The organism is Priestia sp. ABM2_011 (assembly GCF_056158845.1).
The window spans coordinates 1,751,053-1,771,814 of the sequence record NZ_JBSWUB010000001.1; the positions used below are offsets into that span (position 1 = coordinate 1,751,053).

Genomic DNA, 20,762 nt, shown 5'->3' on the forward strand with positions numbered 1-20,762 from the left:
TATTCTTAATCTCTTTTTTATTCAAATCTAATTTTTATTTGATAAATTGAAGAAAAGCCTATAAAGAAGAAAGTCATAGAAAACTTATTTCATATTTCTTCTTATTATCTTTCAAAATGGAGGGATATAGTACTAGTACTCATATTCATTTGTAGAAGCAGTTTTTACGTTTTTAATTTTTAGACAAAGGAGAGTACTTTATATGCAAAAGGTACTAATTGTAGAGGATGAAGAAGGATTAGTAGAATTTTTAGAATTAGAACTAAAATATGAAGGATATTTAGTTGACGTAGCTTACGATGGTCGTACTGGTTTAGATAAAGCAACCAAGCAGAAGTACGATATTATATTATTGGATTTAATGATGCCTGGATTAAATGGAATTGAGGTATGCAGAAGACTAAGAACAACTAAGGATACTCCTGTTATTATGCTCACAGCTAAGGATAGTGTCATGGATAGGGTAATGGGGCTTGATAATGGAGCTGACGATTATTTGTCCAAACCATTTGCCATTGAAGAATTATTTGCAAGAATGCGAGTCATTTTTAGACGTCAAGAAAACAACAAGATGCTGGATCAGAAGCTACTATTAACATTTAAAGATATTGAACTTGATTTGGAATCAAGAACAGTGATAAAAGAAAAAAAACTAATTGAACTCACGAATAAAGAATTTGAACTCCTAGCCATTTTTATGCGTAACATTAACAAAGTATTAACGAGAGACATACTTTTAGAGCAAGTGTGGGGGTACGATTCAGTTGTTGAAACGAATGTTGTCGATGTATATGTTAGATATTTAAGAAATAAATTAAGTGCGCAGGACAAAGAGTTATATATTCAAACCATCAGAGGGGTTGGGTACGTGATGCGTGATGTTTAAATGAGAAAGTGGATAAAGTGTATAAAAGATTTGCCTATAAGATGGAAGATAACGTTATGGTCTTCCATGTTTTTATTTTTTCTTTTTCTCTCTTATAACCTCTTTCAATACATTGTGATTGATAACGGTATTTTAAATTATGAGAAGCAAAATGGTATTCATCAATTAAACGAGGTTCTCGCTTTTATTCAATCTGATGATGAACCTTTATCCTTAAAACAAATTGAAAACAGTGAAGGATACTTATCGAAAATTAATGAAAAGAATCAGTTGATTCGTGTTCTTGATAGGAAAGGGAACATTATAACCAGTACCTCAAACAATGTTTCACCAAATTGGCAGCAACCGAAGGCGGTGAAGCACCAAGAGTATAAAGTGATTCGAAACCACGATGAACGTCTACTCGTTCTTCGTTCTCCAATTGTCACCGACAACTTCACTGGAACGGTTGAAATTGTTAGAAATATGGAGATGTCTGATGCTTTTATGGACAAGATTTTTTTATTAATGCTTGCTGCAGGGATAGGCTCACTAATCTTTAGTATTCTAGGTGGAACCATTCTAGCAAAGAAAATACTATCTAACGTTCAAGCGTTAACATTGACGATGAAAAAAATAAAAACAAATGGCCTTGAAGAACGTGTTCCAGTTAATGAAAAAAACGATGAATTTGCTCAATTAGGCAGTTTATTTAATGAGTTGATGGATAGCCTCGAAGACTCTTTTTTACAGCAAAAACAGTTTGTAGAGGATGCTTCACATGAATTAAGAACTCCGTTAGCCATTATCCAAGGACATTTGACATTGTTAAATCGCTGGGGGAAAAATGAAGCAGCAGTATTAGATAAATCCTTGAAATCCAGTCTGAAAGAAGTAGAGCGTTTAACGAATCTTGTGCAAGAATTATTGGAGCTATCCCGAGCTGAAAATAGTCTGATAAATCCTGTAGATGTTGAACCTATTAACGTATTGGCCACTGTTCAACATGTTGTAAGGAATTTTGAAGTACTGTATAACAACTATGAGTTTAAAATAAGACACTCACATGAAAATCTGTACGTGAATATTTCTTCTCGCCATCTAGAACAAATATTAATCATTTTGTTAGATAATGCAGTCAAATATTCTAAGAAGGAAGAGAAAGAGGTAGTTATAGACTGTTCTCTCATCAATGAAAAGGTATCCCTTAAAGTAATGGATAAAGGAATTGGAATTCCAGAAGAGGATATACCTTATATTTTAAATAGATTTTACCGAGTGGATAAGGCAAGGAGCCGAAAACAAGGAGGACTTGGCTTAGGACTGGCTATAGCCAAACGATGGATTGAAAAGTACCACGGTACGATTAACATCGAGAGTAAAGAGGGCGAAGGAACAAATGTAACGGCTGTATGGCCTCTGTTTACTAACTCTCTATAAATGTGCATATAAAACAAGCTCTTTATTTTTAATACTCCTAACTTCAAAAGCAAAGAAGCATCAAAATCTAAAAGTAAAAAGACCTTATCACATTTCATCAAAAGTAGCTTGATAAAGCACAGAAAGTAGAGGTGTCTAGTATGAAGTTGAAGTTTCAATTTACACTTGCTTTTATATTAAGCTTGTTGTCCCTTATTTGTTTTAGTGGGATGGCTCTTTTAATTAATGGATCAAAAATTGTCGCATTTGATCGGTCTATTATATCGCTAATTCAAGGGTTCGAAACTCCTGGGCTAACGACTATTATGAAGTGCTTTACTTTTATTGGCTCTACGCCATCTGTTGCAGTGATTTCTCTCTTTAGTTTGTTTTTTCTCTCTTTAGTTTGTTTTTTCTCTATAAAGTATTAAAACATCGAACGGAGCTTATTTTATTTATCGCGATTATTGTAGGTTCTCCAATCCTCAATGAGCTGCTAAAACTACTTTTTCATCGTGCACGTCCTGATTTCCATCGATTAATCGAAATCAATGGTTATAGCTTTCCAAGTGGGCATGCTATGAGTGCTTTTGCTGTTTACGGCGTCCTTTCATTTTTGCTCTGGCGCCATATTTCTACTCGCTGGGGACGTACACTTTTAATCGTTATTAGCACTACAATGATTCTAGCAATAGGTATTAGTCGTATTTACTTAGGCGTGCATTATCCTAGCGACGTTATTGGAGGCTATTTTGCTAGCGGCTGCTGGCTAGCTATTGCTATTTGGTTCTATCAACGCTATCAGGAGAAGAAGGTTGAGCAAAGAAGATCTACTCAAAGTAAAGAATGAATACGATGATATATCAACGCGAAAATAACCATATAGGGTAAGGATGCAAGTGACTGGCTTCATAATTAAGTGTGGATTATTAAAAGTACTGATATGAACAGCCAGCATTGATTTATGGACGTTTTTTCAGTAGGGGGAATAAAAAACGAAACTATAAGAACTGCATTTTTTATAAAGATGATACACCACCTAGGAAATTAAATTTTTGATAGCATTCTACTTAAAACAGTCATAAAATTGACTGTTTTTATTATTAAAAAATGTAAAATAACGGTTACTTTTTTCTTTAAGTTATTACAAAAAAATCAAATGACATTCATACATTTCTATCAATTATGATAGACAACTGTTAAATTTTATCTTAAAAAGTGATATTCTTACAGTACATTCAATCAATATGAATTGCAAAGCTATTTGTGGATTTAATTTTTACAGTATAAAAAATATTGAGAGTCATGATTACTGTATTACTCTGAGACTAAGGATGAGCAATGTATGAACAAACTTACAATACCAGCCATATTAGTTATCTTCGCTTTATGGATCTTATTACAATTAGCTTTAGATGGTAATATCTTTAAAAACCCGCTAAATTATTTTATCTTAATTACGGTTTTCTTTTTATTTATTAAGCAAGCAAAAGAAAAATAGCCTGACATCGCTGCTGAGTAGTCTATAGTTATAGGCTGCTTTTTCTTTTGGCCGCGTTAAAAATAATTTCATATATAAGCTAATTAGAAAAAGAAGGTTGAACCTTGCTTTATAAAAAATGCCTTACGACTGTAAAATGATTAAAATTTAAAAAATATTAAACAGTACCTTGCAATAAACAATAGCTGGTGATATATTGTAATTATTAGGAAGTTATTATAAATCAGTACTATACAATAAACAGTAGTGGACTGTGAAAAGAAAAGGGTGAAGAGCAGTGAACGTGCAATTTAAAAAAGGGGTTTTAGAGCTGTGTGTCCTTGTGTTACTTGATAAGAAAGACCGCTACGGATATGAATTAGTTCAAAAAATCTCCGATCAAATTGAAATATCAGAGGGGTCTGTATATCCTCTTCTGCGCCGATTAACAAAAGAAGAATATTTTACAACGTACTTAAAAGAATCTACAGAAGGTCCTTCAAGAAAATATTATCAGCTTACAGCTAAAGGAAGGGAGTATTTATACGAACTTATCGATGAATGGAACGAATTTTCAAGAGGTGTTAATCAATTAATTAAAGAAGGTGTGAACAATGTCGAAGAGTAAATTTTTACAGCAATTAAATGAATCCTTAAAACCATTGTCCTCAAAAGAACGAGCGGATATTTTACAAGATTATGAAGAACATTTTTCCATTGGGTTAGAAGAAGGAAAAACAGAAGAAGAAATTGTAGCGTCGCTAGGATCCCCGAATCAAATAGCCAAAGAATTACTGGCAGATTATCACGTTGAGCAAGCAACAGCTAAGGCAACAACTCAAAATATTTTGAGAGCCACTTGGGCCGTAATTGGTTTAGCTTTTTTTAATGTAGTAATTGTTCTTGGTCCGGCCGTTGCATTAGCTGGCTTTATTTTATCAGCTTGGGCCATAGGTCTATGTTTCTTGCTATCTCCTATTCTAGTTCTCGGTGAAGCTATTGTACATTGGAGCGGCTTTTTTCTCTTTAATTTATTTATGTCGTTAGCATTTTGCGGAATTGGATATTTTATTATGCTAGGTATGTTTGTTGTAACGAAGCTAGCTATAAAAGGATTTGTACGTTATCTGAAATACAATGTATCACTGGTGAAAGGCGGTTTAAAACGTGTTGAATAAAAAGAAACTCTCCGTTCTTGCGGGTATTCTCATCCTTGTTGGGATTATAGGAAGTCTCCTTACGTATCGTGCTATTAACCCTGAACCTATTTCAAAAGAAAAAGTTATTAACAGCAATCAAGTATCAAAGGTAAACATTAATACGGATAATACTCGTGTTCATGTGTACCCTATCAAAGGCAGTGATATCAAAGTAACGTTAAAAGGCGAAACAGCTTCTAACATAAAAAGAGACTTCACTACTAATGTTAAAAATTCAACCCTTTTTATCTCCTATAATGAACAGCAGCGCAGCTGGGTCAATTTTGACATTGTTAGTGTATTAAAACCGCTATCCATCAACGTTTATCTGCCTGAAAAACAGTATAATTCATTGGGGATTTCCAGCAACAACGGGTACGTGTCTGTTAAAAAATTACGTGCAGCAGATGTTTCTGTTCGTGCGAACAATGGACGTGTGGAATTAGAAGACATTGATTCACAAAACCTAAATACGAACGTACACAATGGACTTACAAGTGTAAAAAATGCTGCAGCAAAAACGATTCAAACGAAAGCAAATAACGGGAAAATAACGCTGAGTAACGTGGAAGGCAATTTAAAAGGTGAAACACATAACGGAAGTATTGTTCTTGAAACAGCAGAACTTAATCGAAATATAGACTTTAAAACGCACAATGGAAAAATTAAGATCACCACAGAAAAAGAACCAAGTAACGTTCAATTTAACGTTTCTGTCGACAACGGAAAAGTAGATATCTTGAACAAATATGATAGGGACGTTGTTATTGGCAAAGGAAAGAATATCATTAAACTAGCTACTCACAACGGCAGTATTTCAGTAATAAAGTAACTGTTTGAATAAGCTTGCCTACAAAAAAGCAGAGACACAGCTAGCGTGAGATAATCAAAAAAGGGTTTCACTCATTAAACGTTGATGAGTGGAACCTTTTTTCTATGCAAGATTAATAAGCTAAAAGCTTGTTACTACACAAAAAATAGATAGTAATATTATATTCTTTTGAATTTTTATTCATTTTAATTTATAATTTGGTAAGTAAATGCAGAATAAGGTTCTACTAGAACAATCTCTCTATAGTTTGTGTGTAGCAAGATAAGGTATATTTATTCTAGTCTGAAAATTTATAATAATTTATTTAATCTTAAGATCACGCATGAAGGAGAAGCATTTACAAAAACTAATTTAGGGGGATCAACATGGTATTTGGCGTATTAAGAGATAAGAAAGTGGGAGAATATCGAGTCATTATGACGCCTTTAGAGGTTGCTGCTATTAAAGATGACGGCCACACGGTTCTTGTTCAAAAAGATGCGGGCGTACTAGCGGGATTTGCGAATGAACAGTATGAAAAAGAAGGGGCGGAAATAGTAGAAACAACAGAAGAGATGTATGAAAGATGTGACTTTATCGCAAAAGTTAAAGAGATTGAAGAAAGTGAATATAAGTTGCTTAAGGAAAATCAAATTATCTATACGTGTATACATCCAGCTGCACATAAAGAGCAGGTACAGGCTATACTCGATAGCAAATGTATTGCGTTCACAGCAGAGGATTCTCATAGATTTGGTTCAGTTAACTGTGAAGCAGCGGGAAAACAAGGTGCATTAATGGGTCTGCAGGCTATGCTGACGATTAACGGCGGGAAAGGAAAATTTGTTAGTGGCTTAGCCGGAGCCCCTGGTATGAAGGTACTTATCCTTGGAGGAGGACTAGTAGGAAGGTCGGCGCTGCAGGTACTACATTCTTTAGGTGCGTGGTGTACGGTTATGGATGTAAATTACGGAACATTAAGAGATATTGGCAAAACGTATAATGAAAAAGTAAATACGCAGCTATCAACTAAGCAAAATATTAAAAAATTGCTTCCTGAAATTGATATGGTGATTAACTGTGTAAAATGGCCAAAGGAACGCAAAGATTATTTAATAGATTGTGATATGCTCAATTTAATGGAAAAAGGATCAGTTATTGTAGATATTAGCAATGATACTGATGGTGCAATTGAATCCTTCCGTGAAACAACTCATGAAAATCCTACATATATCGAAAATGGTGTCGTTCATTATTGTGTCAGCAATATTCCTGGAGCTATTGCTAATTCTACTTCTGTAGCTTATGCGGCATCTGTATTGCCACATATCCAATCTATCCTAAATTCAGGTGTAAAATCAGCCTGTATGAAAGACGGATTTTTAAGACGAAGCTTAACCGCTTATAAAGGATACCTTACACATGAAGAAACAAGTGCTATCCAAAATAGACCTTGGATCAAACCAGAAGACGTATTACATATACAAGAAGAAAAACTAGACCCAGCACCACCGGCTACATCAACAAGATCAACTAATTTTTTAAGCATGTAACGTTACGAAAGGAGGATATGAATGACTGTATATACGATACTAGTAGATTTTGCTTGTGCCAGCGTCTTGATTCTAATAGGCATGCTGCTTCGCGCAAAATTTAAATTTATTCAAAGAAGTTTTATTCCGGCAAGCTTATTGGCAGGTTTTTTAGGTTTAGCACTAGGACCTAGCTTTCTAAATGTTCTACCTTTTTCTGAAGATATTAGCTCCTATGCAGGAATCATCACCATCTTTGTATTTGCGGCAGTCGGGATAAACGGATTTTCCTTTTCACCCGGCAATATGAAAAAGGATATTAATCGAATGGGCGCATATGCCACTTATAAAATTCTTTGTATAGGTCTTCAAATGTCTATTCCAATTGTTTTTTCGATTTTAGTGATTTCAAAGTTTGCCCCGGAGATTAATAACGGATTTGGTTTACTTTTAGCAGCCGGATTTTATGGAGGTCATGGAACGGCGGCAGCGGTAGGTACAACCTTTGAAAATTTAGGATGGGAAAATGCAACTGACTTAGGAATGACAGCTGCTACCGGCGGTATTTTAGCAGGTATTTTTGGTGGACTTATCTTTATAAAATGGGCAACGCGAAAAGGTTATACTCACTATGTAAAAGATTTTTCGGAAATTTCGGAGGATCTAAAAACAGGATTAGTTCAGCCTAAAAATAGAACGGCAATGGGAAATGACACGATTTCACCAATTGCCATGGATCCATTAGCCTTTCATTTAGCATTATTAGTTGTGCCGTCAGGTTTGGGCTATCTATTAAATAACTATATTGCTACTGCTTGGGGACTGGAATTCCCAACGTTTACAATAGCATTTTTGATAGCACTGCTTATGTACATATTGCTAGGCAAAGGAGAAAAAGGGGTTTACAAATACGTTGATAGTAAGATAGTCGATCGTTTAGGCAGTGCAGCAACTGATTTTCTTGTATTTTTCGGTGTAGCATCAATTAAATTACCTATTGTTGTTGAATATGCACTTCCGCTTGGTTTATTAATGCTTTCAGGTATAGTAGTAGTGGTGGTGATGCTAGTCGTAATTGGACCTGCTATGAACTATGAAAGCTGGTTTGAACGTTCTATATTTGTGTATGGCTATTCAACAGGTGTATTCGCTATCGGACTTACATTACTAAGAATTATTGATCCTAACAATAAATCAAAAACACTTACAGACACAGCGGTAGTTGGACCGCTTAATACACCGTTAGAATTATTTGCCTGGTCAGCAGGGCCTGTTATGCTGCTAAGCGGACAGCACTGGACGTTTGTTGGGATCTTTGCAGGCATATCTATTCTATGTTTCATCATAGCTAGAATCTTCAAATGGTGGCACTGGAAGGTTCCTTTAGGAGAACGCCCTCCTGTTCCATTAGATAGAAATGAAAGCTTTATCCGAATATCGGGAGAACATATTGAAAAATAACGTATATTAAATAAAATATGCATACTGAACTAATTATATTTATATCTTATGAACGAGAAACAAGAGCCCGTAAACGGTATGTTTACGGGCTCTTACAATGCGATGAGAAGCTTGTAATAGAGAAGGATAAATTCGTCAGTTTTCTAACATGATTCTTATTTTTCTTGATTAACGGATTGTTGGTACTGGACCTATATTAAGCCGATTGTCTAGATATTTGTAGTCTCCGTAAGTAGAAACCTTTAAATTATACCTTCTTTTACTCGAAAACCGGAATATTTTTCAAAGTTGTACGATACTATTTTCTGATACAACCTATTCCTACAACAGGAACTTTCTTCGTTTCACCTATAAATCGCTATTGAAAGGAGCAAAAGTAAATGAAACGAAATGTTGTGTATGGCTTATTACTAACAGTGTCTTTAGTATTTGCGATTTTTTTAATTGTTGATTGGCGCCAGTACGAAAATGGGTTAGAACACGCTATTAAACCTGCTGATAAAAACTATGAGAACAGCGAAAACTATATTTCTGACAAACGTATGATAGATGTAATTGTAAAGCTAACGGAAGAAAGTCCTGCAACATTTGGAACAAGATTAAAAAGTGCACAAAGAATAGACGAGAAACGTGTCCATGTGAATACCAATAAGTTGGAGGGAACTATTGAGTTAAAAGATATAGAAGGTAAGACCGTGGTATGGCGTGTCCTAGATAACACATCCCATCATTTAATTATAGAAAGCAAGAACTGGGGAAATAAATAAGGGACCTGATGATGTTTTTTCTTATGAAAACAGGCTGAGACAAAAGTATGCTAGTGGTGTCTCAGCCTGTTTATACTTTTGTTACCGATTGTTCTTAAAGCACCAAAATAGAGGAAGAAAGATATTTTTGATTAATACTCATTAAAATATTCTTGAATCTTTTTAGGGTCCTTTGTTTTCGTTAAAGCAAGCATTAAAAGAATACGGGCTTTTTGTGGATTTAATGAATCGGATGTAACAAACTTATCTTTATCATCTGATTCTTCATGTGTCACAACCCCGCTTCCTACGCGGCTAGATTTAACAATAACTATGCCTTTTTTTACCGCATCTCTAGCACCTGTTAGGGCAGCATCAGATAGCAGTCCATTTCCTGCTCCTGCGACGACTATTCCTTTTGCTCCGGCTTTTACGGCCGTGTCATAAAAGTTCCTAGAGTCGTTTTGATACCCATATATGATGTCTACTTGAGGAAGCTTATCTAATTTTGATACATCGAATATTGATTGCGCTGTATGCTTACGAGTTGCTTTATTATAAAATAATACCTGATCTCCAGCTATTTCTCCTACATATCCCTGTTCAGGAGATTTAAACGTATCCACTGCCGTTGTATGTGTTTTCGTTATATAACGAGCTGCGCCAATTCGATCATTAAGCGCTACTAAAACACCGGTATTTCGTGCTTCTTTTGTAGAAGCAATTTTCACTGCATTATACAAGTTTAGCGGTCCATCTGCACTTATAGCGGTAGCGGGTCTCATTGAACCAACCACAACTACAGGTTTTTCACTTTTTACTACTAAGTTTAGAAAATAAGCTGTTTCCTCCATCGTATCGAATCCGTGTGTCACGACAATCCCGTCAACATCCTTAGACGCTAATAGCGTATTAATTCGTTTGGCTAACTTTAACAAAATGCTGTTATCTATATTTTGACTTCCGATATTTACGACTTGTTCTCCGCTTACATTCGCTAGTTTTTTTAACTCAGGAACAGCTTTAATGATGGTTTTAATATCAAGCGCTCCTGATTCATATCCAGTTGTGTCTGTGCTGCTCTCAGAAGAACCTGCAATCGTACCTCCAGTGGCTAAAATCTTTATATTAGGCTGCTCTTTTTTCACTGAATTTTTCACAGTCATTTTAGAATCATTTACTGATGCATTGACCAATGATAAAGGTCCCGAAAATAAGATAACGCTTGATAAAAAGGTGATAATTACTATTCTTTTCAGTTTCATCGTTACTTAGCTCCTTTTACGCAAAAGACATATAACGGTATTATTGGTAAGCTGAATTTAAAATATCCAATCATTTGTCCGCACGAAGAATAAAAAGATAAACGTATTATTTTTATGAGATCCTTTTTGCTTTTTCTCTTAACAATTTTTTAATCTTCTCACATAAGTGAACTTGAGAATCTAAAAGCTTTATTTCTTTTATATCTTCTATTTGTTTAGACATGAGTTCGGCTCCTTTATAACCTTTTAAGGAACTAGTCTATTTTAAAAGATGGAAATCCTTTCGCTTTTTTACCCATTTAACATAATGTAGTCTCTATATAGGGATGAAAATAATGATTTTAATAGGAAAGTATGTAAAAAAAATCCTTGCTGCAGGAGGGAAGGAGTCATTATTGATATAAGACATGCTTGATATTTATACGGCGAGAGTTGTCTTGTTTACTAAAATTCGGGCATATGATATTTGTTCACAGTCACATATTACTATAGTCTTTGAAATTAAATTTTAACATTTTAAAATAATTGTTGAAATTTAATTTCAAAGACGTTATTCTGTACTTGAGAACGATTTCAAACAAAAACAAAGATAGGATGATAAGTAATGCTTGAACATTTAACTACTGAGACTCGTAATGAAAAAACAATGAATCTGGATGAAATGTCCATTTTTGATTTTCTTACAACCATGAATGAAGAAGATGAAAAAGTTGCGAGTGCGATAAAAAAAGAACTTTCTTCTATTGCAAAAGCTGTAGAAGCTATTATAGAAGCTAAGAAACAAGGGGGGCGCCTTATTTATATAGGTGCAGGAACTAGTGGCCGCATTGGTTTGCTTGATGCTGTTGAGTGTCCGCCTACATTTGGTACAAGTCCAGATGAAGTAGTAGGCTTAATTGCCGGCGGAGAAAAAGCCTTTATTAAAGCAGTAGAAGGAGCAGAAGATAGTAAAGAGTTAGGCATGGAAGACTTACAAAACATTCGACTTACTAAGGCGGACATTGTTGTGGGGATTGCAGCAAGCGGTCGTACACCTTATGTCATTGGAGCATTAGAATATGCTAACTCAATTGAGGCTCAAACAATAGCAGTTAGCTGTAATAAGGGCTCTGATATTGGAAAAGTAGCAAACATTGCAATTGAAGTAGTAAATGGTCCTGAAGTATTAACAGGTTCTACTCGCTTGAAAGCCGGAACAGCACAAAAATTGGTTTGTAACATGCTTTCGACAGCTTCTATGGTAGGTATCGGAAAAGTGTATGGAAATCTAATGGTAGACGTTCAGCTGACGAATGAAAAGCTCGTAGAACGCGCAAAACGAATTGTGATGGAAGCAACTTCATGCACGTATGATACGGCAGAAGAGTACTTAGCAAAAGCAAATTGTAATTCTAAGCTTGCTATAGTCATGATTTTAACAGGACTTTCATATGAGGAAGCTTTACATCGCTTAGAACAAACACAAGGATTTATCCGTCAAGCAATCGTGAATTAAGTAGCGAAACTATAAGGGAGATGGGAACAACTATGAGTAAACATCATCAAACAGCTAAAGAACTGCTTCAAGCTCTTGGAGGCAGTTCTAATATAGCGAATTATACACACTGTATGACAAGACTCCGAGTCACACCGGTGAATCATAATAGAATTGATGAAGCGAGTATAAAACAAGTGAAAGGAGTGTTAGGGGTTGTCGATGATGATACGTATCAAATTATTCTAGGACCAGGAGTAGTTACGAAAGTTGCTGAACAATTTGGTATTGTACTTCAAGAAGATTCAACAGCTCCTTCACACGAAAAAGCTTCATCTGAAGATTTGACGTCAAAAGGTGCAGATATGAAGTCTGAGCTAAAAAAGAAAAACAATACGCCATTTAAAAATTTTTTACGAAAAGTTGGAAGCATTTTCATACCTTTAATCCCAGCATTCGTAGGTGCAGGTTTAATAGCTGGTATTGCCTCTATTTTAGCAAATAGCATAACTGCAGGAGATCTTGATAAAGATACTTGGCAACAATACGTTACGATTCTTAATGTGATTAAAAATGCAATTTTCAGCTATTTAGTTATTTATGTAGGGATTAACGCAGCAAAAGAGTTTGGCGCTACTCCGGCCCTAGGTGGAGTTATCGGAGGTATTACCCTTTTAACGGGAGTTACAGAAGAGTTTCCTATTATGAATATCTTTACTGATCAGCCTCTAACTCCTGGGCAAGGCGGGGTTATCGGGGTTTTGATTGCTGTATGGTTACTCTCATTTTTAGAAAAATTCTTACGTAGATTTATTCCTGATGCAATCGATATTATTGTAACACCTACAGTTGCTCTTCTGATTGTTGGATTACTAACGATTTTCTTTATTATGCCTTTTGCAGGTCTAATTTCTAGTAATTTAATTGGAGGCATAGATTGGACACTTGAACGTGGAGGGGTTTTTGCAGGTTTTGTACTAGGAGTGGCATTTTTACCATTGGTGATGCTAGGTCTGCATCAAGTATTAATCCCTATTCATATTGAAATGATTAACACAGCTGGTATGACCATCTTGCTTCCGATTCTTGCCATGTCTGGTGCTGGACAAGTAGGTGCAACTTTAGCACTTTGGATTCGTTGTCGTAAAAATAAATCACTTGTTACCATTATTAAAGGGGCTCTTCCTGTCGGAATATTAGGTATTGGAGAACCACTTATTTACGGAGTTATTCTTCCATTAGGACGCCCGTTCATTACGGCTTGTATCGGTGGAGGAATTGGAGGAGCCGTAATTGGAATGTTCGAAAACGTTGGTTCCATCGCTATCGGTCCATCTGGTCTAGCTTTAATTCCATTAATTGCTCATGGTTTATGGCTAAAATATATCATTGGCTTACTTGCAGGATATGCTGGAGGATTCATCTGCACATATTTATTTGGCATACCAAAAGAGGCAATTACAGAAGACTCTAATAACAAAGAAGTATCTGAAACAAAAGCAAAAGCTGAAGTTGCTGCAACAGGTGAGAAAAAAGAAATGAACGATACAACTTTAGAAAGCGCATTCAAACTTCCGTTTGATGGATATATTGTGCCTCTAGAAGGAGTCCCTGATGCCGTTTTTTCTTCAAAGATGATGGGAGACGGTTTTGCCATCGAACCAACTAATAATACTCTTGTTTCTCCTATCAACGGGGAGGTTGTTAGCATCTTTCCTACAAAACATGCCATAGGTCTAAAAACAGATCATGATCTAGAGTTATTAATTCACGTAGGGTTAGAAACAGTGAACTTGAATGGGAAAGGGTTTACATGTCTAATTAAAGAGGGAGAAAAGGTTACACAAGGAACCCCGCTGTTAAAAATAGACCTAAACTACATTAAAGAAAATGCTAAATCACTTGTTACACCAATCATTTTTACAAATTTATCTGAACATAATCAAATACAGTTATTAAAAACAGGGTACAATGAGCAAGGTATAACAAATATTATTGAGCTAGTTTCTAAAAAACAGTAAGTTAATTAAATCTAATTGATTATTTAAGGGTACTTTTCTACATAGAAGAGTACCCTTTTTTACTGGCAGCAATTCATCACTTCTAGAGAGTAACCAGGGCTGGATTGGCTATTGGTTCGTTTTTGTAATATTAAACATTAAGCAATGATAGGTTACTTTTACGCCATTTTCGTCACGATGATTATTTTCATATAAATTGATTAACTCACGAAAAAAGGAAGGGCGCTGACAGTAGCTTTCCTCGTTACTGTTACTTGCTCCAATCTTTTTTATTGATGTAAAAAATTCCTGGACCGTCGGAAAGTATTGAATCTCTAGTTTCTCCATTTTTGATAGTTTAAATGGATCCTCTCTCAATGGAACTAATGCTTGTTCACAAATTTGAGACAACTCTTCAAGAGAAAAAAACAATTGGCCAGGTGAACTGTTACTGAAAAGACCAAGCCTTTGTTTCGCATGACTGTAGCATGAATGAAGCTCTTGAAATGTACGATTTCCAAAGGTTGAAAATAGCAGGCTGCCTGTAGGCTTAAGTTGTTTATACAATTTTTTGATTGTCGTATGAAGACTATTAAACCACTGAAATGTTGCATTCGAAATAATAAGGTCGTAATGTCCTTCTATACTTAGTTCCTCGATATCTCCGCATATGAAAGAAATTCGATCTTCCCTTACTTTTTTCTTTGCTAACTCCATCATTCCTGATGACAAATCAACTGCTGTAATAGCAGCCTTAGGAAATTTTTCGCATAATAACTGTGTTAAATAACCCGTGCCGCAGCCAATTTCAAGAATAGCTATTTCCTGGTTAAAGAAATTGGTGGAAAGCTGATCTATTAATTGGTTTGCCATGCTTTTTTGTACATCGGCATAAGCATCATAAGTTTTAGCATGATTATTAAATCTTTTCTTTAAAAGTTGCTTATTAATCATAAATGAGCTCCTTTTCGAGAAATTTTTCTATAAGTTGCGTACAGTGCTGAGGCTTTGTAAAAAAAGGAATATGGCCAGCTTTTTCTAAAATACACAGCTGCGCTTTTCCACCAATTCTTTCAGCTATGAAAGAAGAAGACTCAGGCAAACATATTTGATCATCTCTTCCATGGATCAACAAACAAGGAGTTTGAATTTGATTGAGTTGCATTCTAACATCTTTTTGGAGTAAATAATCTAGCCCTGTAAGGAGGGAGTACGTACTGTCTCCTTGATAATCACGCTGAACAACTTCAATAAATTGATGATGAAATTCTTCTTCTTTTTCAGATTTAGTGAACATAGCGTTATAAAATGAAGTAAGGGTTTTTTCTTTATTACGCTGTAGTTGTTTTTTCATACGTTCAACGATGCGTTGCTCCCATCCAAATGTATTATGCATGTCGTTTGTAAAGCGACTAGTTCCGCCAATTAATATGAGTCCTTCTATCTTGTTAGGGTATAAACTTGCAAGTTCAAGCGTTACAAGGGAACCTAATGACCAACCCATTAAATAAACAGTACCTTGAGTAGAAGTAAGCAATTGGATTGCTCGTTCTCTAAAGTCACTTAGTTCTTTTACACCTCTCCAGTCTGTACACAAAACGTTACATATAGTAGACAATGGTTTTATGATCGGATGAAACGCTGCTTTTTCCATTCCCCATCCGGGAAATATTATAATAGTGGCTTGTTTCATTGAATCACACTCATTTCTTTTCCAATTAGAGAAATTCTCTTTATGGCCCAATTTAAATCTTCTCGAGTATGATCGGCTGTTACAGTAAAACGAATTCTTGCTTTATTTTCAGGAACAGTAGGAGGCCTAACTGCAATAGCAGCAATTCCTTCTTTCTGTAAACGCTCTGCAAACTGCATTGTTCTTTTGTTTTCTCCCGTCAAAATTGGAATGATTTGAGATTGACTTTTGCATGTGTTAAATCCTTCGTATGTAAGGGCCTTCCTGAAAAATAGTGCATGTTGTTGAAGAAGTGCGCGACGCCCTGTGTCTTGTTGCACCTTTTCAATTGCAGCCGTTATTGCACCGAGTATAGCAGGGGGAAGAGCAGTTGAATAAATGAGTCCTCGCATTCTATTTTTTAAATAATCTATGAGCCACTGTTTTCCGGTAACATAAGCTCCAAATGACCCTAGCGCTTTACTAAACGTTCCCATTTGAATATCAATTTTATCTTGTAGATCGAGAAAATGCGCATATCCTTCACCATTTCTTCCGTATATACCGCTTGCATGAGCCTCATCAACCATTAGTAGGGCGTTATACTGCTCTTTTAATTTAACAAGCTCCTTGAGCTTGGCGAAATCACCATCCATGCTGAAAACAGTATCTGTTACAATTAACTTCCGTGACTCCAAGGGAACTTTTTTTAATAAATTTTCTAGGTGGTTCATATCGTTATGGCGATAGCGCTGAAGTTTTGCACGGCTCAGTAGGGCCCCATCAATGATACTTGCATGATTTAACTTATCGCTGAAGATGAAGCCATTACGCGGAACCAAGGCTGAGATGATTCCTAGGTTTGCATTATAACCACTATTGATAATAAGTCCTGCCTCAGCTTTCTTCCAATTAACAAGGGATCTTTCTGCTTTCTCGTAAAGGAAGTGATTTCCTACTATTAAGCGTGAAGCTGTTGCTCCTACTCCATACGTCATCACAGCATCACTCATTGTTTTCTTCAGTCCACTATCTCCTGCATAGCCTAAATAGTTATTAGAGGCAAGGTTTAACATTTTACGTCCATTGACTGTAAGCCATGGTTGTTCAGCAAATTCTGTCGTAACAAGGTGCCGTTTTTGAAAAATTTCATCTAAATAGGCAAGTTCTCTCTTAATATCTTCTTCCCAATCCAATACACTCTCACCACCGACAATAAAATTAGTTAACTTTAATTTTTTAATAGTTAACATATATATCTAATCACTCCTTTAGAAGAGTGTCAAGATGAGAGAGGTTATAAAAACTCTTGAATAAAAGAAGCAAACTCCTAACGGTAGGGAGTTTGCTTTTTTTGTTATTTAAATATTCCTGTTTAATAACAAACGTCTTTTCCAACATGTTTTGGATTTATTTACACGCATCATATTAATCTAGCAATTTTATTAGTCTTACTGAGCACTTCATATTGATTATCATCATTTTCTTAGTTATAATGTAATTGTTACATTTGTAATAATAATGTAATATAATTGTAACTTATATACATTTTTGCGGTGTTAGATAGAATGGTAGCTAATTTTAAAAAATGAAAAGCTATTTATGGATAAGCCCTTAGCGGTTGTGGTAGCAGCCGCGAGGGGAAAACTTTAGATAAAAAGGTGAGGACGATGTTGAAAAAAATATTTATTTTGGTTGTTCTAGGATATATATTCTTGAGTAGCAAGTATTTTCTTCAAAATTATGTGTATGCGGGCACGTATGAGCAGGGTATAAAGGTTAACGATGACTTAGTGTCGAGTCTTCTTTTAGAAGAAGCTGTTTTTTGACGGCTTTTAAGGCGCTAAATTTTATATAAAGAGGTAATGGGTAGAGTTGTAATTTCTTAATGTTGTCAGTTTCTTCCCTTATCTTCAAAGGTAAAAAGCAGGCGGTAGTTAACATAATTGCAGGACTTCGGGTCCTAATAGATTTTTACATTGCCTAGACAACAACGAAGTAGAGAAGAACGATGTAGTTGAGAAGAGAAGGCTGAGGGAGTAAGAATAAAATGAAAAACTATTTAAATGTGGAAGAAGGAAAAAATAGCTGGAAGCGTTATGTAAGTACAACAATCCTTGCTTCTGTGTTTATGCTGTTAGGATCCATTATTTATATTATTGCTGAAATAATAATGGTTGCGGCTGATGAAAGTGGAAAATCATATGTTGATTTTGATAGTGGGGTAGCTGTAGGAATCAATGCTAATCTTGATTTTCTGTTGTCTCATATTATGTACATATGCTGGATTTTTGGTTTATGGATCGGGATTCGTTTTATTCACAAACGAAAAATGAAATCATTAATCACTGCTAACAAACGTGTGAATTGGAAGAAAGTAATATGGTCTTTTGGAGCTTTTAGTCTGTTACTAATCGTTTCACAATTAATTGATGTCGTGTTTAACCACTCGGATTATTCATGGAATCATGTAAGTTTAAAAGAGTATGCCCTGTTAGTACTGATTACGCTTTTGTTAGTACCTATTCAAACAACAACGGAGGAGCTGTTTTTTAGGGGGCTTCTTCTTCAATGGGTGAGTAAGAAAGTGAAGCGTCCAATTTTACTTGCTATTATTGTTGGGCTAATGTTTTCGATAGGTCATTTTGCTAATCCTGAAATGAATAAATCCATTATATTGGTGGGACTAGATTATATTGTAGCTGGTTTTGCTCTTACATATATCGCGATTAAAACAAAAAGCTTAGAAATTACCATTGGCGCACACGCAGCCAATAACATGTTTCTCGCTTTATTCCTTACAACGGACGATTCTGTTTTCGGATCTATACCGAGTTTGTTTAAGGTAGCTAACACTGAGCCAGTAGCTAATCTTATTTGGTCGATTGTTATGTTTAGTGTTTTTTATATCTTATGTAGAGGGAAGATAAAAAAGGAAGAAGCAGCTGACAAAGATCAGCTTATTGCTTAAATTGGCAGAACCAATAACTAAACAGGATAGGAGATGTAATAGAGTGAGTGGAAATCACGATGAAAATAAACCATTGACTCGTGCAGAAATGAAGCGAGGCCACTTAGCTACTCAACATCGCATTTTGAATGTACTTATCGTTCTTGCATCGATTGCTGCAGTGTATCTAGTAATAAAAACCATACTTTAAAAGAGCAGCCTTTATGGCTGCTCTTTTTATTTTGTCCCAACACCTCGCAACTACCAGTTGAAAAAAGCTTTTAACGAAATCATTGTAGCGGCGTAGACAAGAGATGAGATTAAAAAGGTAGGCAAATGCGCATGTTTTTCAAAAGGGAGCTCTTTACTGATTACGTTAAATAACATTGCACCTGAACTAAAAGCAATCATAGACTCAATAAGCAGTCCTGATGAGGGTCCGAAAACGCCCAGAATTGACCCAAGAAAAGTTGCTCCGGCCAGCATATAGCGACCTCTAGTTTTGTGTAAGCGCGGATGTTTTTTTCCTAGATGGTAAGACCACCCGATAAAATGAAGGCTGATAGCCAGTCCGTAGAATACTGATTCAACTCGCTTAACATCGGTTGAAAACACGACATAAGAAATGATAAAAGAATAAATCATAAAAAAACTAGCCTGTACCATATAAACGGTCAGTTCCGTTAGGTGAGTGGCTGCTTTTGTCTGAGCAAATGAATACACTGAAAAATAGACGAGTAAGCCGAGAAGACCAAGAAAATATAGTTCAGTATCAAGGGCTAGCGATCCTCCAAACTCTTCTTGTTTCTTATGAAGCGTCGGTAAGATATAAATAAATACATAAGCAATAGCTACACCACCTGATAATGAGAGCAGCTTTTGCTCCCCGATTGGAGAACGTTCGACAATCGTTAATGCGTATAATTGAATGAGGATAAAAACAATACCTATGATAATTGATTCAATTGTAACCATGGTGGTCTCCTTTTAAGGTTCACTTTTAGGGTTTAATTCCCTTTAATAGAAGAAGAGAAACCATGATTTAGATGGAAACATTGCTGAATTATAGGTAGATGTTCGTAAACGTCAGACTTTTAAGAATGGTGTTAGTTTATAGTATATACATATTTTACTTACTTATTATTAGCTAGAGAAAGGGTATTTATTATAAAGGAAAGCTGTTGAGTTCGTGGGTGAAGGCATATTCATTCTGTATTTTGGTATAGCTAGAACGTTTAAATGGCCGCCCTGAAGGTTTCCTTTAAGAGAACACTTTCCTATTCCTTTTATTTATTATGTTAACTAAGAAACAACATTATGATATAAAATATAGAAAAAATGTTATTATATAGATATTGTTCTGAAAATAAAATGATGTATGGGGGATATCAGCTAATATGTTTTTTGTCATTATAGGATTTATAGCCGTCTTTATCACTTTATGTTCGTTAGAAGCTAAGCTAAGAACGATAGTGAAACAAAATGATAGATTAATTAAATTACTTGAAAAAAAGAACAGATACTAACAAAAAATCACCTAATAGGATAGTTGGGTGCTTTTTTATCGTGTAGGAGGATTTAAATTGAAAAGGAAGTTTTTGTTTTTAGGATTTATAACTATTCTTTTATTAGTATTGGGTAGCTGTGGCAGCAAGGATGAAAGTGTGCGTTTCGAAGGTGAAGGAGAACATTGGAAAGCTTTATATCTTTTAAATAAAGGAGAGAATACTGAAAACGGGCAAGGTAGTATCATCTATAAAGGAAAAGACAAGGAGAAAGTAGGAAAAGTTTCTTATGTTGTTGAAGGGGAAACAGGAAAATTAAAAGGTACAGATAATGAGACAGAAGGAAAAATCAATTTAAATAGTAAGTTGTAGTGGATGTGCCA

General features: G+C 35.4%; 20 protein-coding genes and 2 pseudogenes. 17 read left to right on the forward strand and 5 right to left on the reverse strand.

All coding sequences use genetic code 11. The features are described 5' to 3' along the window. Positions 1-202 precede the first annotated feature (202 nt). The 11 genes from ACXAE4_RS09275 (at position 203) to ACXAE4_RS09325 (ending at position 9,534) form a co-directional block, all read left to right on the forward strand. Positions 203-886: a response regulator transcription factor gene (locus ACXAE4_RS09275; protein ID WP_028414891.1), complete on the forward strand. Its 684-nt coding sequence runs from the start codon at positions 203-205 to the stop codon at positions 884-886. Then, positions 887-2,305: a HAMP domain-containing sensor histidine kinase gene (locus ACXAE4_RS09280; protein WP_289578235.1), complete on the forward strand. Its 1,419-nt coding sequence runs from the start codon at positions 887-889 to the stop codon at positions 2,303-2,305. It begins immediately after the preceding gene. 140 nt (positions 2,306-2,445) lie between these two features. After that, positions 2,446-2,715 carry a hypothetical protein gene (locus ACXAE4_RS09285; RefSeq protein WP_353479626.1) on the forward strand — a complete coding sequence of 90 codons (270 nt, stop codon included), beginning with the start codon at positions 2,446-2,448 and terminating at the stop codon, positions 2,713-2,715. Next, positions 2,691-3,134 carry a phosphatase PAP2 family protein gene (locus ACXAE4_RS09290; protein WP_353479625.1) on the forward strand — a complete coding sequence of 148 codons (444 nt, stop codon included), beginning with the start codon at positions 2,691-2,693 and terminating at the stop codon, positions 3,132-3,134. Before ACXAE4_RS09285 ends, ACXAE4_RS09290 begins: the two co-directional genes overlap by 25 nt. Positions 3,135-3,629: 495 nt before the next feature. Next, positions 3,630-3,785, forward strand: coding sequence for a hypothetical protein (locus tag ACXAE4_RS09295; RefSeq protein ID WP_049165958.1), 156 nt, complete (start codon positions 3,630-3,632; stop codon positions 3,783-3,785). A gap of 277 nt (positions 3,786-4,062) precedes the next feature. Further along, positions 4,063-4,392, forward strand: a complete 330-nt coding sequence (locus tag ACXAE4_RS09300; RefSeq protein ID WP_034267458.1) for a PadR family transcriptional regulator — start codon at positions 4,063-4,065, stop codon at positions 4,390-4,392. Then, positions 4,379-4,942 carry an HAAS signaling domain-containing protein gene (locus ACXAE4_RS09305; protein WP_098626362.1) on the forward strand — a complete coding sequence of 188 codons (564 nt, stop codon included), beginning with the start codon at positions 4,379-4,381 and terminating at the stop codon, positions 4,940-4,942. Before ACXAE4_RS09300 ends, ACXAE4_RS09305 begins: the two co-directional genes overlap by 14 nt. Beyond that, positions 4,932-5,795, forward strand: a complete 864-nt coding sequence (locus ACXAE4_RS09310) for a DUF4097 family beta strand repeat-containing protein (RefSeq protein ID WP_289578232.1) — start codon at positions 4,932-4,934, stop codon at positions 5,793-5,795. The genes ACXAE4_RS09305 and ACXAE4_RS09310 overlap by 11 nt, the downstream gene beginning before the upstream one ends. Before the next feature lie 365 nt (positions 5,796-6,160). Next, positions 6,161-7,327, forward strand: coding sequence for an alanine dehydrogenase (locus ACXAE4_RS09315; protein ID WP_289578231.1), 1,167 nt, complete (start codon positions 6,161-6,163; stop codon positions 7,325-7,327). Between the two features lie 21 nt (positions 7,328-7,348). Next, on the forward strand, positions 7,349-8,767 hold the full coding sequence (locus ACXAE4_RS09320) for a sodium/glutamate symporter (protein WP_217027011.1): 1,419 nt from the start codon (positions 7,349-7,351) through the stop codon (positions 8,765-8,767). Between the two features lie 380 nt (positions 8,768-9,147). After that, the gene (locus ACXAE4_RS09325; RefSeq protein WP_289578229.1) at positions 9,148-9,534 is read left to right on the forward strand and encodes a hypothetical protein; all 387 of its coding nucleotides are present in this window, start codon (positions 9,148-9,150) and stop codon (positions 9,532-9,534) included. A gap of 131 nt (positions 9,535-9,665) precedes the next feature. Here the strand turns inward: ACXAE4_RS09325 and ACXAE4_RS09330 are convergent, their stop codons facing one another. After that, positions 9,666-10,778: a type II asparaginase gene (locus ACXAE4_RS09330; RefSeq protein WP_475235901.1), complete on the reverse strand. Its 1,113-nt coding sequence runs from the start codon at positions 10,776-10,778 to the stop codon at positions 9,666-9,668. 604 nt (positions 10,779-11,382) lie between these two features. Here ACXAE4_RS09330 and murQ point away from each other — a divergent pair. The 3 genes and pseudogenes from murQ to ACXAE4_RS09345 all read left to right on the forward strand — a co-directional run. Next, positions 11,383-12,273: an N-acetylmuramic acid 6-phosphate etherase gene (gene murQ, locus ACXAE4_RS09335; protein ID WP_209367494.1), complete on the forward strand. Its 891-nt coding sequence runs from the start codon at positions 11,383-11,385 to the stop codon at positions 12,271-12,273. Positions 12,274-12,305: 32 nt separating this feature from the next. Continuing rightward, positions 12,306-13,712 (forward strand): annotated as a pseudogene (locus ACXAE4_RS09340) (PTS transporter subunit EIIC); the annotation flags it as partial. Positions 13,713-13,832: 120 nt separating this feature from the next. Further along, positions 13,833-14,273 (forward strand): annotated as a pseudogene (locus tag ACXAE4_RS09345) (PTS sugar transporter subunit IIA); the annotation flags it as partial. Positions 14,274-14,381: 108 nt separating this feature from the next. Here ACXAE4_RS09345 and bioC read toward each other — a convergent pair. Genes bioC through bioF form a run of 3 tightly spaced genes read right to left on the reverse strand, consistent with a single transcriptional unit; the run spans position 14,382 to position 17,120 of the window. Further along, on the reverse strand, positions 14,382-15,206 hold the full coding sequence (bioC, locus tag ACXAE4_RS09350; protein ID WP_289578227.1) for a malonyl-ACP O-methyltransferase BioC: 825 nt from the start codon (positions 15,204-15,206) through the stop codon (positions 14,382-14,384). Then, positions 15,199-15,945 carry an alpha/beta fold hydrolase gene (locus ACXAE4_RS09355; protein ID WP_028414877.1) on the reverse strand — a complete coding sequence of 249 codons (747 nt, stop codon included), beginning with the start codon at positions 15,943-15,945 and terminating at the stop codon, positions 15,199-15,201. The genes bioC and ACXAE4_RS09355 overlap by 8 nt, the downstream gene beginning before the upstream one ends. After that, complete coding sequence (bioF, locus tag ACXAE4_RS09360; RefSeq protein ID WP_042992442.1) at positions 15,942-17,120, reverse strand: 8-amino-7-oxononanoate synthase; 1,179 nt, start codon at positions 17,118-17,120, stop codon at positions 15,942-15,944. Before bioF ends, ACXAE4_RS09355 begins: the two co-directional genes overlap by 4 nt. Before the next feature lie 854 nt (positions 17,121-17,974). Here bioF and ACXAE4_RS09365 point away from each other — a divergent pair. Then, positions 17,975-18,895: a CPBP family intramembrane glutamic endopeptidase gene (locus ACXAE4_RS09365; protein WP_014458830.1), complete on the forward strand. Its 921-nt coding sequence runs from the start codon at positions 17,975-17,977 to the stop codon at positions 18,893-18,895. Between the two features lie 43 nt (positions 18,896-18,938). Beyond that, complete coding sequence (locus ACXAE4_RS09370; RefSeq protein ID WP_014458831.1) at positions 18,939-19,085, forward strand: hypothetical protein; 147 nt, start codon at positions 18,939-18,941, stop codon at positions 19,083-19,085. 50 nt (positions 19,086-19,135) lie between these two features. Here the strand turns inward: ACXAE4_RS09370 and ACXAE4_RS09375 are convergent, their stop codons facing one another. Continuing rightward, the gene (locus ACXAE4_RS09375; protein ID WP_014458832.1) at positions 19,136-19,849 is read right to left on the reverse strand and encodes a hypothetical protein; all 714 of its coding nucleotides are present in this window, start codon (positions 19,847-19,849) and stop codon (positions 19,136-19,138) included. Positions 19,850-20,457: 608 nt separating this feature from the next. On the opposite strand from ACXAE4_RS09375, the gene ACXAE4_RS09380 reads away from it, so the two are divergent. Further along, positions 20,458-20,751, forward strand: coding sequence for a hypothetical protein (locus ACXAE4_RS09380; RefSeq protein WP_475235903.1), 294 nt, complete (start codon positions 20,458-20,460; stop codon positions 20,749-20,751). The last annotated feature ends 11 nt before the right edge of the window (positions 20,752-20,762 follow it).